Source organism: Acidovorax sp. NPDC077693, from assembly GCF_044542805.1.
Classification (GTDB): Bacteria; Pseudomonadota; Gammaproteobacteria; order Burkholderiales; family Burkholderiaceae_C; genus Acidovorax.
The window spans coordinates 73246-88473 of sequence record NZ_JBITVD010000012.1 but is presented as its reverse complement, the minus strand read 5'-3'; the positions used below and the strand labels follow the sequence as shown (position 1 = coordinate 88473).

Annotated in this window: 16 protein-coding genes; 9 read left to right on the top strand and 7 right to left on the bottom strand. The window is 68.4% G+C overall.

The genetic code is table 11. The features are described from left to right. Nucleotides 1-108: 108 nt before the first annotated feature. Both ACIGHN_RS17865 and ACIGHN_RS17860 read right to left on the bottom strand, forming a co-directional pair. The gene (locus ACIGHN_RS17865) at nucleotides 109-1338 is read right to left on the bottom strand and encodes a PLP-dependent transferase (protein ID WP_396505401.1); all 1230 of its coding nucleotides are present in this window, start codon (nucleotides 1336-1338) and stop codon (nucleotides 109-111) included. Nucleotides 1339-1424: 86 nt separating this feature from the next. Then, nucleotides 1425-1916 (bottom strand): BON domain-containing protein, encoded by a 492-nt coding sequence (locus tag ACIGHN_RS17860; RefSeq protein ID WP_396505400.1) that lies wholly within the window; start codon nucleotides 1914-1916, stop codon nucleotides 1425-1427. Nucleotides 1917-2061: 145 nt separating this feature from the next. On the opposite strand from ACIGHN_RS17860, the gene ACIGHN_RS17855 reads away from it, so the two are divergent. From ACIGHN_RS17855 to ACIGHN_RS17840, 4 genes are all read left to right on the top strand, one after another. Beyond that, nucleotides 2062-3747, top strand: coding sequence for a SulP family inorganic anion transporter (locus tag ACIGHN_RS17855; protein ID WP_396505399.1), 1686 nt, complete (start codon nucleotides 2062-2064; stop codon nucleotides 3745-3747). Nucleotides 3748-3830: 83 nt separating this feature from the next. Next, the gene (locus tag ACIGHN_RS17850; protein WP_056421443.1) at nucleotides 3831-4601 is read left to right on the top strand and encodes a GGDEF domain-containing protein; all 771 of its coding nucleotides are present in this window, start codon (nucleotides 3831-3833) and stop codon (nucleotides 4599-4601) included. Nucleotides 4602-4611: 10 nt separating this feature from the next. Beyond that, on the top strand, nucleotides 4612-5466 hold the full coding sequence (locus ACIGHN_RS17845; protein ID WP_056421444.1) for a MinD/ParA family protein: 855 nt from the start codon (nucleotides 4612-4614) through the stop codon (nucleotides 5464-5466). A 174-nt stretch (nucleotides 5467-5640) separates the two neighbouring features. Then, nucleotides 5641-6483 carry a sulfurtransferase gene (locus ACIGHN_RS17840; RefSeq protein ID WP_396505398.1) on the top strand — a complete coding sequence of 281 codons (843 nt, stop codon included), beginning with the start codon at nucleotides 5641-5643 and terminating at the stop codon, nucleotides 6481-6483. Between the two features lie 176 nt (nucleotides 6484-6659). Here the strand turns inward: ACIGHN_RS17840 and ACIGHN_RS17835 are convergent, their stop codons facing one another. From ACIGHN_RS17835 to ACIGHN_RS17815, 5 genes are all read right to left on the bottom strand, one after another. Beyond that, nucleotides 6660-7550, bottom strand: a complete 891-nt coding sequence (locus ACIGHN_RS17835) for a pirin family protein (protein ID WP_396505397.1) — start codon at nucleotides 7548-7550, stop codon at nucleotides 6660-6662. A 61-nt stretch (nucleotides 7551-7611) separates the two neighbouring features. Then, entirely contained in the window at nucleotides 7612-8019 is a 408-nt protein-coding gene (locus tag ACIGHN_RS17830; protein WP_396505396.1) for an OsmC family protein, read from the bottom strand. A gap of 86 nt (nucleotides 8020-8105) precedes the next feature. Beyond that, on the bottom strand, nucleotides 8106-8660 hold the full coding sequence (locus tag ACIGHN_RS17825; protein WP_056421447.1) for a flavodoxin family protein: 555 nt from the start codon (nucleotides 8658-8660) through the stop codon (nucleotides 8106-8108). A gap of 162 nt (nucleotides 8661-8822) precedes the next feature. Further along, entirely contained in the window at nucleotides 8823-9236 is a 414-nt protein-coding gene (locus ACIGHN_RS17820; protein ID WP_056421448.1) for a DoxX family protein, read from the bottom strand. A gap of 70 nt (nucleotides 9237-9306) precedes the next feature. Beyond that, nucleotides 9307-10008: a pirin family protein gene (locus tag ACIGHN_RS17815; RefSeq protein ID WP_056421449.1), complete on the bottom strand. Its 702-nt coding sequence runs from the start codon at nucleotides 10006-10008 to the stop codon at nucleotides 9307-9309. A gap of 105 nt (nucleotides 10009-10113) precedes the next feature. Here ACIGHN_RS17815 and ACIGHN_RS17810 point away from each other — a divergent pair, with 105 nt between their 5' ends. From ACIGHN_RS17810 to ACIGHN_RS17790, 5 genes are all read left to right on the top strand, one after another. Next, entirely contained in the window at nucleotides 10114-11052 is a 939-nt protein-coding gene (locus ACIGHN_RS17810; RefSeq protein WP_056421450.1) for a LysR family transcriptional regulator, read from the top strand. A 111-nt stretch (nucleotides 11053-11163) separates the two neighbouring features. Beyond that, complete coding sequence (locus tag ACIGHN_RS17805; RefSeq protein ID WP_396505395.1) at nucleotides 11164-12306, top strand: NAD(P)/FAD-dependent oxidoreductase; 1143 nt, start codon at nucleotides 11164-11166, stop codon at nucleotides 12304-12306. Then, the gene (gene gluQRS / locus ACIGHN_RS17800; protein WP_396505394.1) at nucleotides 12303-13316 is read left to right on the top strand and encodes a tRNA glutamyl-Q(34) synthetase GluQRS; all 1014 of its coding nucleotides are present in this window, start codon (nucleotides 12303-12305) and stop codon (nucleotides 13314-13316) included. Before ACIGHN_RS17805 ends, gluQRS begins: the two co-directional genes overlap by 4 nt. Further along, nucleotides 13313-14077: a tRNA (guanosine(46)-N7)-methyltransferase TrmB gene (trmB, locus tag ACIGHN_RS17795; RefSeq protein ID WP_396505393.1), complete on the top strand. Its 765-nt coding sequence runs from the start codon at nucleotides 13313-13315 to the stop codon at nucleotides 14075-14077. Before gluQRS ends, trmB begins: the two co-directional genes overlap by 4 nt. A gap of 34 nt (nucleotides 14078-14111) precedes the next feature. Continuing rightward, a complete protein-coding gene (locus ACIGHN_RS17790) occupies nucleotides 14112-15161 on the top strand; it encodes a GGDEF domain-containing protein (RefSeq protein ID WP_056421453.1) in 1050 nt (349 codons plus the stop codon). The last annotated feature ends 67 nt before the right edge of the window (nucleotides 15162-15228 follow it).

Here is a 15228-nt window from a genome sequence, read left to right as displayed (position 1 = left end):
ACTAAGCCCGCCAGCGCCGGGGCGCCACTGAGGAAACTACCACCCCGCCCCTCGCCGCCGTACATCGCCCTCCGTCACCCTTCCCCGCCCTTCACGCGGCGCAAGGCATCACTGCGTGAACGCGCGCTCCATCGCCTGCTGCAGGTCGTTTTGCAGGTCTTGCACCGCCTCCAGCCCCACCGAGAAGCGCACCAGCGTGCCCTGCCGCAGGTGCTGCGTGCTCTGGCTGCGCATGCTGGGCAGCTCGTAGGGCACCACCAGGCTCATCGGCCCGCCCCAGCTGTAGCCGAGCTTGAACCAGCGCAGGCCGTCGCAGAAAGCATCCACCTGCGCCTGGGTGTGGCGCGCGTCGAACAGCACGCTGAACAAACCGGCCGCCGCCCCCTGGCCGCCGTTGGCACTGCCGCACAGGGCCTTCCAGTGCGCGTGGCCGGGCGATCCTTCCAGGGCCGGGTGCAGCACCTGGGCCACCGCGGGCTGCTGCTGCATCCAGCGCGCCAGCTGGCGGGTCGCCTCGTCATGGGCGCGGTAGCGCAGGCCGATGCTGGGCAGCGCGCGCAGCACGGCCTCGGCATCATTGCCCGCTACCCCAAGGCCCAGGCGCATGTGGGTGAGCTTGAGCTTCATGTGCAGCCCCACGTCGCGGGTGATCACACTGCCCATGAGCACGTCGCCGCCGCCGCTGGGGTATTTGGTCAATGCGTGGGCCGAGATGTCCACGCCCAGGGTGCCGTCGCCCAGAAGATCGAACGGCGCAAACGCCAGGCCCGCGCCCCAGGTGTTGTCCAGCGCCGTGGTCACGCCCCGCGCGCGGCAAATGCGCACCTGTTCGCACAGGTCCGGAAACTCCAGCGTTACCGAGCCCGCGGCCTCCAGCCACACCAGCTTGGTCGCGGGCGTGATGCGCGCGGCCAAGTCGGCCGGGTCGAGGGCGTCGTAGAAGGCATGGGTGATGCCGAAGCGGCGCAGTTCGCCGTTGGCGAGGTCTTTGTTGGGGCCGTAGGCGTTGTCAGGGATCAACACCTCGTCGCCGGGCTTGAGCAGCGCCAGGGCGACATTGGCGATGGCCGCCAGTCCGCTCGGGACCAGCAGGCACTGCAGGCCGCCTTCGAGCGTGCACAAGCGCTCTTCCAGGATGAAGGTCGTGGGGGTGCCGTGCAGGCCGTAGGTGTAGCCGCTCTTGTCCTTCCATTCCCGCGACCGCATCGCAGCCACGTTGGGGAAGATGACGGTGGAAGCCTTGAAGACCCCCGGCTGGGGCGAGACGAAGTCGCCGGGAGGAACGTAGTCGTGGTGGACGATGCGGGTCGCCAACTGCTCGGAATGTGCGTCTTTCATCCGGCCATGGTAGCGCGCCGCGCGGGGCCTCAAACCCCGCGCGGCGCGCGGTACCTTCAGTGGCGCTGGAGGGCGCCGTTGGTGGATCAGCTGGCGCTGACCACCAGCTGGTTGTTCACGGCGGTCACGCCGTCCACAGCCTTGGCGATGGTTTCGGCACGCTCGCGGGCCACGGTGGTGGGAGCGGGGCCGTTCAAGGTGACCTTGCCGTTGACGGTGTCGACGTTGATCTTGAGCGCGCTCAGATCGGGGTCCTTGGCCAGGTCAGCGTTCACCTTGGCGGTGATGGTGGCGTCATCGATGGCGCCCTTGGCGTTGTTGGCGGCCTGCTTGGCAGAGACTTCTGCGTTGGCGGCGCTTTGCTCCATCTTGTTTTCGGCGTTCTGCATCGCGGCTTCAGCCTTGACGCGGGCGTCAGCTGCGGCCTGCTCCGTCTTTTCGACGGCCGAATCCAGGCGCTGGCCCACGGTGGGCTCTTCGTTCTTGCCGCAGGCCGACAGGCCCAGGGCCAGTGCGCTCACAGCCAGGATGCTGGCGATGCGGTGTGCGGGACGGTGGGAAATCGCGGTGGTGTTCATGGTCAGACTCCTTGGGTTGGGATATGGATCGAACTGTAGGCAGCCCCCTTCACCCGCCGGGTCGGACGGCCCTGAACCCTCTGTAGGACACCCGCCCCTGCCTGCGCAGTCAAAACCGGCCTTCGCCAGGCGCGACAATCGCAGCATGTCGCGCATTTCCCTGGCCCGCTGGCTCCCCTTTCTCTCGTGGCCCCGTCCTGACCGCAGCCTGATCAAGGGGGAGTTCTGGGCCGGCATGACCGTCGGCCTGATGCTCGTGCCGCAGGGGGTGGCTTACGCCGCACTGGCCGGCATGCCGCTGATCACCGGCATCTACGCCTCGCTCATCCCTGCGCTGGTGGCCGTGCTGTTCAGTTCGTCGACCCGCCTGGGCGTGGGCCCCACGGCGCTCACCAGCTTGCTCATCGGCGCCTCGCTGACCGGCCTGGCGGAGCCGGGCAGCGCGCAGTGGGTGGCCATGGCGGCCTGGATGGCGCTGCTGTCCGGCCTGCTGCAGCTGGTGATGGGTCTGGCGCGCTTCGGCTGGCTGCTCAACCTCGTCACCTCGCCGGTTCTGAGCGGGTTCACGCAGGCGGCGGCGTTGCTGATCCTGGGCTCGCAGCTGGCGGCGCTCACGGGCCTGCGGGCCGACTGGGGGGCCTTGCTGTCCACCCCCTCGCCCGGGCTCTTCGATCTCACGGCGGCGGCCTTCGGGCTCGGCAGCCTGGCCTTGCTGATGCTGGCGCGCCGCTGGCGCCCCAACTTCCCCGCCGCCATCGTCGTGGTGGGGGCAGCGGGCGCGCTGAGCTGGGCGCTCGGGTATGCGGACGCGGGCGGCGCCGTGGTGGGCGCCCTGCCGTCCGGCCTGCCCGCGCCGTACTGGCCGGGCGCCCTGCCCTGGTCTGGCTTTGCCGCGCTGGTCATGCCGGTGCTGGTGGTCACGCTGGTGAGCTTTCTGGAGACCGCCTCCAGCGCCAAGGTCGAAAGCCAGCGTTCCGGCGAGCGCTGGAACGAGAACCAGGACCTGATCGGCCAGGGCCTGGCCAAGATCAGCAGCGGGCTGTGCGGCAGCTTTGCCACCAGCGCGTCGTTCTCGCGCTCGGCCATCAACCTGTATGCCGGCGCCAAGAGCGGCTGGGCGACGCTGTTCGCCATCGGCCTGGTGCTGGTGGTGCTGCTGTGGCTCACGCCGGCGCTGTACCACGTGCCGCAGTCGGTACTGGCGGCGGTGGTGGTGACGGCGGTCACCAGCCTCATCAAGCCCGGCACGCTGCTGCGCCTGTGGCGCGTGTCCCGGGTGGAGGCGGTGATCGGCGGGGTTACCTTTGCCCTCACGCTGGCCACCGCGCCGCGCATGTACTGGGGCGTGCTGGTGGGGCTGCTGATGAACCTGAGCCACTTCCTGTACCAGCGGCTGCACCCGCGCATCATCGAGGTGGGCCTGCACCCGGACGGCAGCCTGCGCGACCGCCACCTGTGGCACCTGCCGCCCCTGGCGCCCCAGTTGCTGGCCCTGCGCATGGACGCAGAACTGGATTTCGCGTCCGCCAGCGCCCTGGAGCGGTGGGTGAACGAGCACATGGCCGCCCACCCCGACGTCGTGCACCTGTGCCTGCTGGCCCAGCCCATCAACCGGGTCGACGTGACCGGTGTGGAGACCTTCGCGCAGCTGCTGGCGCTGATGCGCGCGCGCGGCGGCACGCTGCACGTGAGCGGCCTCAAGCTGCCCGCCGAGAGGGTGCTGCGCCAGGCGGGCCTGCTGGAGCCGGGTTCGGGCCTGGCGATGTACCGCACGGACACCGAAGCGCTGATGGCCCTTCAGCAGCTGTCCCGGCCTGCTGGCGCTGCGTGATGCGGGTTTAAACCTATGCCAGCGGCTGGCCCTCTTTTTGCTGGGGCGCTGGTACACTTCCCAAACTCTTTTTGCTCCGATTTGTGTCTGATTCTGCAGCCTCTCATCTTGTAGATCTGCGCGACCTCCGCCTGGATACTGCCCACGCGCTGGTGGCTCAGGCTGGCGGCAGCGAAGCTGCACTGCGCCAGGACGTGCCGGCGAGCTACCTGCAAAGCCTGATCGACGGGCTGTGCGAACTCTCGCTGAAAGATCCGCTCACCGGGCTGGCCAACCGCCGCCATTTCCGGGCGGTGCTCGAACGCGAGATCGACCGCGTGACGCGCTCCGGCGAAGCCGCGCTGCTGCTCATGCTGGACATCGACCACTTCAAGAAGGTGAACGACACGCACGGCCACCTGGCCGGCGACATCGTGCTGCAGTCGGTGGCCCGCACCCTGGACGCCTGCGTGCGCCCCATGGACACCCTGGCCCGCTACGGCGGCGAAGAATTCGCCGTGGTGCTGCCGGCCTGCCAGGCCGGCTTCGGCAGCGTGGTGGCCGAGCGCATTCGCCGTGCCGTGGCCAATACGCCGATCCGGGTCTCGGGTTCGGTCGAGCTCAACATCACCGTGAGCATTGGCGGCGCATTCGCCATGCAGTGGATCCGCTCCACCACGCTGCTGTGGACCGACCGCGCTGACCAGCAGCTCTACGAAGCCAAGGCCGGGGGCCGCAACCGCATCAGCATCGAGGAGCAACCTGACAGCACCGTCAGTGCCGAAGAGAAAAGCCTGTTGTTCGGCCCGCTCTACACTCCCTCGGGCTGGGGCGACCTGCCCCCACTGGACCCACCAACAGGCAGCGCCTACTGAAAGTTAGAAGATGAGCGACGCGCTGTCCCCCCAACCCCCATCGCCGGCAGCCCCTGCCGGCCACGCCATGCCCCAGGCCCAGACGCCCGGCGGCGCCCGCATCATCGCCATCACCAGCGGCAAGGGCGGCGTGGGCAAGACCTTCGTATCGGCCAACCTGGCCGCCGCCCTCACCCGCCGCGGCCACCGTGTGCTGGTGCTCGACGCCGACCTCGGGCTGGCCAACCTGGACGTGGTGCTGAACCTGCACCCCAAGATCACGCTGCACGATGTCTTCACCGGCAAGGCCACGCTCGACCAAGCCGTCATACAGGCGCCCGGCGGCTTCAATGTGCTGCTGGCCGGCTCCGGCATGGTGGAATATTCGCGCCTGACGCCGGAGGTGCGCGGCCAGTTCCTGAGCGTCATCCAGGCGCTGACCCCGCAGTACGACGTGGTGCTGCTGGACACCGGTGCCGGCATTTCCGACGTGGTGCTGTTCTCGATTTCGCTCGCCTCCGAGGTGCTGGTCGTGGCCACGCCCGAGCCCACCTCGCTGACCGACGCCTACGCCGCCATCAAGGTGCTGGCCATGCAGCAAAAGCGCCAGCACGTGCGCATGGTCATCAACCAGGCGGCGCGCGCCGGTGATGGCCGCGCCATTGCCAGCCAGCTGCAGCAGGTGCTGGATCGATTCGTGAGCACCGAGTCGGGCCGCCCGATGCGGCTCATCCACATGGGCGACATCCCCGCCGACCCGTCCGTGCGCGACGCCGTGATGCGCCGCCAGTTGCTGCTGCTGCAAACCCCCGGTTGCCCGGCCGCCCTGGCGATTGCCCAGCTGGCCAACAAGATCGAAGGCGCCCTGCTGACGCCCGTGACCTGACGGCGCCGTGAGCCTGAACCTGCAGGTGGGCTGGCGCCGAAGCACCGTGCGGTTATGCGGTGCCTGGGCATACAGGCCGCCGCCGTATCACCGCCGCCCAGGCGACCGCACAGTCATACGTTGCGCAGTACGACAGGCCCGCCCCTTCAGCGCCGCCGCAATGCTCCATTTGCCGTGAACTCCACCGACACCATCCTCAACATCTCCTGCTACAAGTTCGTGCCCCTGCCCGATGCGGCAGCGCTGCGCGACCTGCTGCACGCCCGCGCCACCGCGGCCGGACTCAAAGGCACCATCCTGCTGGCAGAAGAAGGCATCAACTTCTTTCTGGCGGGGCCTGCCGACGCCGTGCGCGGCTTTGTCGATGCGCTGCGCACCGATGCGCGCTTTGCCGACCTGGACCCCAAGGAGAGCTGGTCTGCGGCGGTGCCGTTTCGCAAGATGCTGGTCAAGGTCAAGCGCGAGATCATCCGCATGGACCACCCGACCATCCAGCCCGCCGCGGGCCGCGCGCCGTCGGTCGACCCCGCCACGCTGCACCGCTGGCTGGACCAGGGACACGATGACGCGGGCCGCGAAGTGGTGACGCTGGACACGCGCAACGCGTTCGAGGTGGACCAGGGCACCTTCGACAACGCCATCGACTGGCGCATCGACAAGTTCACCGAGTTCCCCCCGGCCCTGCGGGCGCACAAGGAGGAACTGCGGGACAAGACCGTGGTGAGCTTTTGCACCGGCGGCATCCGCTGCGAAAAGGCCGCCATCCTCATGCACGAGGAAGGCCTGCCGCACGTCTACCAGCTCGAAGGCGGCATCCTCAAGTACTTCGAGCTCACCGATGGCGCGCACTACCACGGCGGCTGCTTCGTGTTCGATGAACGGGCGGTGCTGACCAGTGACCTGTCGGCCGATGCGACCACCCCTGTGCGCGATATCGCCAGCAAGGCAGCAGGCACCGGCGCCAGTGACGCTGCCGCAGCGTCGACATCACTGCCACCCGCCACCGGCACAGCCTGAAGCGGTCACAGTTCGGCGGGTGCCGTGGGCAGCACCACCACCGGTCAAACACGACTGCTATTGAAAAATGAGCACCCAGCGCCCTGCCAGCGGGCGGCAGGGGTTGTTTTGACCGGATGCCCGCCGACAGATGCCGGGTGCCTGTGGTCCCCGGCATCCGCCCGCGCCGCGCCCTGTCAGGGCTTGAAGCGGCGCTCGGGCAGCGGAATCCATTCCACCTCGCCCGGTACCTGGCCCATGCTCTGGGCCTCCCAGTCGGCTGCCGCCTGCACGATGCGCTCCTTGCGGCTGGAGACGAAGTTCCACCACATGTGGCGCGGGGCCTCCAGCGCGTCGCCGCCGATCACCATGAGGCGCGCGGCCGCCTCGCCGGGCGCGGACAGATGCATGGCCTGGCCTGCATCCATCACCGCGAGCAGCTGGGCACCCACGGCCTCGCCGTTGAGCTGCACCGGGCTGTCCACGGTGTACACCGCCATCTCCTGCGCCAGCGCGGGTATCTCCAGCGTGGCCCCGGCGGGCAATTGCACGTCCAGGTACACCGTGGGCGAATACGTCGCCACGGGCGACGCCTGGCCGAATGCGCTGCCGATCAGCACGCGCACCGTCGCTTCGCCCACCCGCACTTCCGGGATGTCTGCCGACGGCGTGTGCACGAACGATGGCTCGGCTTCTTCGTGCGCCACGGGCAGTGCGGTCCACAGCTGGATGCCGTGGTTCACATAGGTCTTGTCCACCAGGCTTTCGGGGCGGCGCTCGGAATGCACGATGCCGCGGCCGGCGGTCATCCAGTTGATGGCGCCCGGCTCGATCTGCTGCACATAGCCCAGGCTGTCGCGGTGCATGATCGCGCCCGAGAACAGGTACGTCACCGTCGCCAGCCCGATGTGCGGGTGGGGGCGCACGTCGTGGCTGTCGCCCGGCACCACGGTCACGGGGCCGAAGTGGTCGAAGAACAAGAACGGCCCGACCGCCTGGCGTTGCACCGCCGGCAGCAAGCGGCGCACGGTGAAGCCGCCGCCCAGGTCCTTGGCCTGGCCTTTCAGTTGCAGGATGGCATCGCTCATGGGTACATCTCCGTGCAGCGCACTGCGGTGCGGGTGGGTGTCAGGCGGCGGGGCACGGCGCTCATGCCATGCGCTCCACCGTGGTGTCGATCTCGGTGGTGACCGTGGTCATGAGCTTGTGCACCGGGCACTTGTGCGCCACGGTTTCCAGCTCGACGATCTGTGCGTCGGTCAGGTTGCCGCTGATCTGCAGGCGTGCGGTCAGGCGGTAGGTGCCCGCGCGCTCGGCCGAGGCGTCGCGCTCGATCACGGTCTTCACGTCTTCCACCGGCAGGCCCTTGCGCCGGGCGTACCACAGCACGGTGAGCGCCTTGCAGGCACCCAGTGCCGCGTCGTACAGGTCGTGCGGGCTGGGGCCGCCATCGGCCCCGCCCTCTTCCACGCTGGCATCCGCCACGAATTCGTGGCTGCGGATGTGAACGGCCTGGGCCATGGGCGCGCCGGGAATGCGCTGCAGTTCGATTGCCATAGGTTCCTTGTGCGCCTTGGTAGTTTTTCAGGTCGCTGGCACTGTAGCGCCATCCGGCGCAGGTTCAGTGCCGTCGCGGTGCTGGCTCAGCGCGCCCAGCGCTGCGCCGCGGCGGCCACGCGCTGGCCGAACTGACGGCCGGTTTCCAGGTCGCCCGGGAACATCTCTGCGGCCGACGCATCGGAGGGCGACTGCGACATCGCGCCGCTGAAGGAGCCCATCCAGTTCACGTCGTCGCGCGTCGCGGCCTTGGAGTTGGCCGGCATCATGCCGTTGCCCACCCACAGGCCGCCGTGCTGCATGGCCAGGTGGTACAGGTAGTCCAGCGTGATCTGCTTGTCGCCGTTCATGCTGGCACTGTTGGTGAAGCCGGCAAACAGCTTGTCCTTCCAGGCCTGGCCGAACCAGGGCTTGGACGACGCGTCGGCAAACTTCTTGAACTGCCAGCTCGGGCCGGCCATGTAGGTGGGCGTGCCGAAGATGATGGCGCTGGCAGCGGCCAGCGTCTCCCAGCCGCCTTCGGGCAGGTTGCCATCGGCATCGATGGCGATGAGCTCGGCGCCTGCGCCGTCCGCCACGGCCTGGGCCAGGCGCTGGGTGTGGCCGTAGCCAGAGTGGTAAACAACTGCGATCTGTGCCATGGAGAAACTCCTCAAAGGGGTTTAAAACGAAAGGAAATGCCAGCCCGTCAGGCCGGCGAAGGGGCCGAGCGAAGCACGATACCGTCGCTCACCCCGCCTCAGCGCTCCCTTCACCGCAGCCGCGCCGACTGCGCGCGGCCAAGGCAAGGGGGTTGCATCGCATCAGCGTTCGCCGCGGCGTGCGTCCAGGCTCCAGCCACCGGCGCCAAAGGCCACCAAAGCCAGCAGGCCACCGCTCACCGCCACGTTCTTGAAGAACATGAGCTGCTGCATCATTTGCTTGTCGGCCGGCAGGCTCCAGTAGGCGTGGAAGAAGAAGCTCGCCACCAGGGTGAACACCGCCAGCGCCAGGGCCGCAAAGCGCGTGCCGAAGCCGAAGATCAGCGCCAGGCTGCCCAGCACCTCGACCGCGGCGGCCACGGCGGCCGCCACCGTCGGCATGGGCAGGCCCACGGACGTGATGTAGCCGACCGTGCCAGCAAAGCCGGTGATCTTGCTGATGCCCGCAGGCAGGAACAGTGCCGCCAGCAGGAAGCGGGACGCCAGGGCGAAGGGGTTTTGCAGGTTGGCGAGCATGGTGGACTCCTCAGGTGGATGGTGTGGATGAAAAGAAAAAGAACGGTGCGAACACCGGGTGGGTGAAGCTTCAGGCGGCCAGGTCAAACACCAGCACCTCGGCGTCGTGGCCATGGGTCAACGACAAGGCGGTTTCGTTTTCCATCAGCGCGGCATCGCCGCCCGACAGGGGTTGTCCGTTGACCTTGAGCGCACCGCGGATCAGGTGCACATAGGTCTTGCGTGCGGGGTTCAGCGCCAGTGTGACGGCCTCTTGCGCGTCGAGCAAGCCCGCGTACACCGCAGCGTCGGCATGGATGCGCACGGAGTCCTGCGCGCCATCGGGCGACGCCACCAGCCGCAGCGCGCCGCGCTTGCCGGACTCTGCAAAGCTCTTTTGGGCGTAGCTCGGCGCAATGCCGCGCACGTTGGGCTCGATCCAGATCTGCAGGAAGTGCGTGCTCTGGCCTTCGGCATGGTTGAACTCGCTGTGCGTCACGCCCGAGCCCGCGCTCATCAACTGCACGTCGCCGGGCGGTATGCCCACGATGTTGCCCATGCTGTCCTTATGGGCCAGCTCGCCCGACAGCACGTAGCTGATGATCTCCATGTCGCGGTGGCCGTGCGTGCCGAAGCCCGTGCCGGCGGCAATGCGGTCTTCGTTGATCACGCGCAGGTTGCCAAAGCCCATGTGCTCGGGGTCGTAGTAGCCCGCGAACGAAAAGCTGTGGAACGACTGGAGCCAGCCATGGTCGGCATGGCCGCGGTCCTGGGATTTGCGAACAGTCAGCATGGTGCGTGCCCCTTTCAAGCCCTCACTGTAGGGCGGCGTGCGCCGTGGCAGGCGCTGCCGGATTGATGGCAATATTCAAAAAAATTGAATTACCATGGGGCAACCATGCAAAACGCACGCGATGTCCTCACCCCCGATGCGCTCGCCATGCTGCAGGTGATCGCCGAGGCCGGCAGCTTTGCCGCGGCGGCGCGGCAGCTGGGGCTGGTGCCCAGCGCCCTCACCTACCGGGTGCGGCAGATCGAGGACGCGCTGGATGTGCTGCTCTTTGACCGCAGCGCACGCCAGGCCAAGCCCACCGAGGCGGGCGTGGAGCTTTTGCGCGAAGGTGCGCGGCTGCTGCAGGACATCGACGCGGTGGCCCACCGCGTGCGCCGCGTGGCCACGGGCTGGGAGCCGCAGCTCACCATCTCGGTCGACGGCATCATCTCGCCCCACACCATGCTGGAGCTGGTGGATGCGTTCTACGCCATGGCCCCGCCCACGCGCCTGAAGCTGCGCGACGGCATCATGACCGGCACGCTGGAGGCACTGACATCGGGCCGCGCGGACCTGGCCATCGGGGTGTCGGTGTCCGGCGCCAGCATCGCGGGCCTGCAGCAGGCACCGTTGGGCGACGTGCTCTTCATCTACGTCGTGGCGCCGCACCACCCGCTGGCCGCTGTGCCCGAACCGATCACCGACGCCACCTTGCTGCAGCACCGCGCCGTGGCCGTGGCCGACTCGGCCACGCGCGGCGGCGCCACCATGGGCCTGCTGGGCGGGCAGGACGTGCTCACCGTGGACACCATGCAGGCCAAGGTGCGCGTGCAACTGCGCGGCCTGGGCGGCGGGTTTCTGCCCGAGCCCATGGTGCGCCCGTACGTGGAGGCCGGCCGCCTGGTCGCCCGCCAGGTGGCGCGCCCCGAACGCAACGTGCGCGTGCACTACGCCTGGGGCGGCCCCGGCTTCACCGCGCCGGGCCGCGCGCTGCAGTGGTGGCTGACCCAGCTGCAAAGCGCCGCCACCCGCCGCGCCCTGCTGGAAAACCACCATCACTTCTGACCCCGATCAGGCGCCAGGCGGGCAGCGCCGCGTGTAGAGTGGTTCCTGTTGGTTTTGTCCTGTTGGTTTTGCATTGCATTTCACCTGTCGACCGTCACCGAAAGGCCTTCCATGAGCAAACCTGATCCCCTCCCCGCCAAACGGCTCCGACGCACCAGCGCCCCCGCTTCCACCCCGCAGGCAGCCCCTGCAGCCCCCACCACCGCATCCGGCAAACCCCAGCGCCATTTCGCCATCATCGGCGCGGGCATGGCGGGCATCGCCTGCGCACGCACCCTGGTGCAGGCCGGCCACCGCGTGACGGTATTCGAGAAATCTTCCCGCGCCGGGGGCCGCACCGCCACCATCGACAGCCCCTTCGGCAACTTCGACGCGGGCGCGCAGTACTTCACCGTGCGCGACCCGCGCTTTGCGCGCGCCATCGACACCGTGCCCGGCGTGTGCAAGCGCTGGAGCGCCAACTCCGTGCAGGTGCTCGACGCCGCAGGCCGCGTGGCCGCCGTCGGGCTGCCGCACCGCGAAGCGCACTGGGTGGCCAGCCCCGGCATGCAGTCGCTGGTGGCCACCTGGGCCGAGCCGCTGCGCCTGGCGGGCCAGCTGATCACCGACACCCGCGTTTCGCGCATCGAGCGCGACGCCGTCAACCCTTCCGGCTGGCAGTTGCGCACCGAAGGCGCCGGTGGTACGCAGCACGTCTATGCCGGTTTCGACGCCGTGCTGCTGGCCCAGCCGGCCGTGCCCGCGCAGGCCCTGCTGGCCAGCTCCGCCATCGACACGCCCCTGTCCGACCCGCTGTCCACCGTCGCCATCGCCCCCTGCTGGACGCTGATGCTGGCCTACCCGCAGGCCGTGCGACCGGGCCTCACGACGCTCGGCCCGCAGTGGAACGCCGCACGCAGCACCCACCACCGCATCGCCTGGCTGGCCCGCGAATCCTCCAAGCCCGGCCGCAACGTGGTGGAGCGCTGGACCGTGCAAGCCAGCCCCGCCTGGTCGGCCGAACACCTGGAAGACGACGAAGCCCGCGTGCAGGCCAAGCTCCTCAAGGCCTTTTCCGAAGTGACCGGCATCCGCGCGCAGCCTGCGCATGCGGACACGCGCCGCTGGCGCTATGCCCAGACCACCCACCCCCTGGGCAAGACCCATCTGTGGGACGCCGGCATGGGCCTGGGTGCCTGCGGCGACTGGTGCCTGGGGCACCGCGTGGAAGACGCCTTCGTGTCGGGCCTGGAGCTGGCACTCGCGGTGGCATGACGGCTGGCCCGCCCCCGGAGGAGCTGCACCTCGGCGGCCATGTCGGCCGCAACATCGGCGGCTATATCGGCCGCTTTGCGCCGTCGCCCACAGGCCCGCTGCATGCGGGCTCGCTGGTGGCGGCGCTGGCCAGCTGGCTGGACGCACGGGCGCACGGTGGGCAGTGGCTGGTGCGCATCGAAGATGTGGACACCCCCCGCTGCATCCCCGGCGCCGACACCGTCATCCTGCAGCAGCTGGCGGCCTGCGGCCTGGTGCCCGACGCACCGCCCGTGTGGCAGTCTGCGCGCAGCGATCTCTACCAGAAGGCATTGGACCAGCTGATCGCCCAAGGCGACGCCTACCCCTGCGCCTGTTCCCGCAAGGACATCGAAGACGCCCAGGCGGCCCTGGGCCATGCGCGCGAGCGCCACGCCGCGCTGCCCTACCCCGGCACCTGCCGCCATGGCCTGGGCGGCCGCACAGCGCGTTCGTGGCGGTTCAATGTGCACGATTTAGAGCAAAAAAGGCCTCTACCGCTTGATAGGCAAGCGCAAGCAGCTACTAATTCAATAGCAACCAACGTGTTGCACTGGCAAGACCGCCGCCTTGGGCCCCAGCAGCAGAACGTCGCCGACACCGTGGGCGACTTCGTGCTGCGCCGCGCCGACGGCCTGTGGGCCTACCAGCTGGCCGTGGTGGTCGACGATGCCGCGCAAGGCATCACCGACATCGTGCGTGGCGAAGACCTGGCCGACAACACCCCGCGCCAGATACTGCTGCAGCAGGCCCTGGGCGTCCCCACGCCCCGCTACCTGCACACGGCCCTGGTGTGTGGTGAGAACGGCGAAAAGCTGTCCAAGCAAAACGGCGCGCAGGCGCTGGACCTGGACCACCCGCTGCGCGCGCTGGCGCAGGCCGCCGGGGTGCTGAAACTGCCCCCCGTGGCCGATGCAAACACTGGTTGCATTTCAGACGCGTTACAAGCGTGGGTTTCAGCGTGGCGACGAAACTACAATGGCGCACCGTGATTGAACAGAACAACGCCTTAGCCCCCGCCGACGCAGCCGCCGATGCTGCGGTTGCCCCCGCCGCCACCGGAGGCATTCCCGCCGGTGTGACCCACCCCAAGACCATCAAGAGCTTCGTGCGCCGCGCCGGCCGCACGACCACCGGCCAGGCCAAGGCCTTTGAAGATCTCGGCCCGCGCTTCGTGTTGCCCTATACCGCAGCCCCCATCGACGCCACCGCCACCTTCGGCCGCAGCGCCCCCCTGGTGCTGGAGATCGGCTTCGGCATGGGCGAGGCCACGGCCCACATCGCCCGGGTGCGGCCTGGCGACAACTTCCTGTGCTGCGAAGTGCACGAGCCTGGCGTGGGCGCGTTGCTCAAGCGCATCGGCGAGCAGGAGCTGACCAACATCCGCATCCTGCAGCACGACGCGGTCGAAGTCATCGACCACATACTGACCGAAGGCAGCCTCGACGGCGTGCACATCTTCTTTCCGGACCCCTGGCACAAGACCAAGCACAACAAGCGGCGCCTGATCCAGCCGCCGCTGGTGGCCAAGCTGGCCGCGCGCCTCAAGCCCGGCGGCTACCTGCATTGCGCCACCGACTGGCAGCCCTATGCCGAGCAGATGCTGCAGGTGCTCAGCGCCGAACCGCTGCTGCAAAACACTGCCGAAGGCTTTGCCCCACAGCCCGACTACCGCCCCCTCACCAAGTTCGAGAACCGCGGATTGCGTCTCGGGCACGGTGTGTGGGATGTTGTGTTCAACAGACGCCATTGACAACGTGTCCTCGCTGGCCCAACGTACATCCCCGATGAAGCCCATTCTCCAGAATCTGGTTGAGATGACCGGCCACCGCGATCACTTGCGGTTGGAAGTGTCGGTGTTGTCCACGTTGCAAAAGCTCAGCAGCATCGTCGAGGTGAGGGCCCTGGAGCTTTTCACCCACGCCGGCGTGCCGCACGTGCGGCCCCGCACCTGGGTCGACAACGGCAACCTGGTGTCCACCGACTCGGAAGCCGCCGCCGACCCCCGGCGCGAGGCCCTCGACCAGTACCCCGCCCTGCGCGAATGCGTGGCCAGCCACGGCGACAGCGCACTGGCATCGCCCCGCCGGGGCCGGTACGTGCTGTGGCTGCCGGTGTGGATGCAGGACAAGGTCAGCACGTGCCTGGAGATCACCCAGTCCCGCCCGTTCTCGGCCCACAAGCTCGATGTGCTCAAGGGCGTGTTCCAGGTCTACCAGAACTACCAGAGCCTGCTGGACTACAGCGAGCGCGACGCGCTGACCGGCCTGTTCAACCGCAAGACCTTCGACGAGCAGTTCTCCCGCCATGCCAGCGCACTGGCCAGCAGCAACGCAGCGGCCATCAGCGAATCGTTTGCTCCGGAAGACGGCCCGCTGCCCAGCGAACCCGTGCAGCAATGGCTGGCCGTGGTGGACATCGACCACTTCAAGCAGGTCAACGACCGCTTCGGCCACCTGTACGGCGACGAGGTGCTGATCCTGATCGCCAACATCCTGCGCAGCTCGTTCCGCAGCCACGACCGCATCTTCCGCTTCGGCGGCGAGGAGTTCGTGGTGCTGCTGCGCTCCACCACGCTCAGCACGGCGCACCGCGTGTTCAACCGCTTTCGTATGGCGGTGCAGGAGTACAACTTTCCGCAGGTGGGCACCGTGACGGTGAGCTTGGGGTTCGTGAGCACGTCGCAGGGCTCGCCGGTCGAGATTCTGGGCCAGGCGGACCAGGCGCTCTACTACGCCAAGGAACACGGCCGCAACCAGGTGTGCTTCTACGACGACCTGGTGTCCAGCGGACAGCTCGCGGCCAAGGTGGCCAACGACGACGTCGAGCTGTTTTGACTGCTGGGGCTGGTTGAAGGGATGCAAGCCCGCAACCGGGCTGCACCACCCGCAGCGCCCGGCTCGG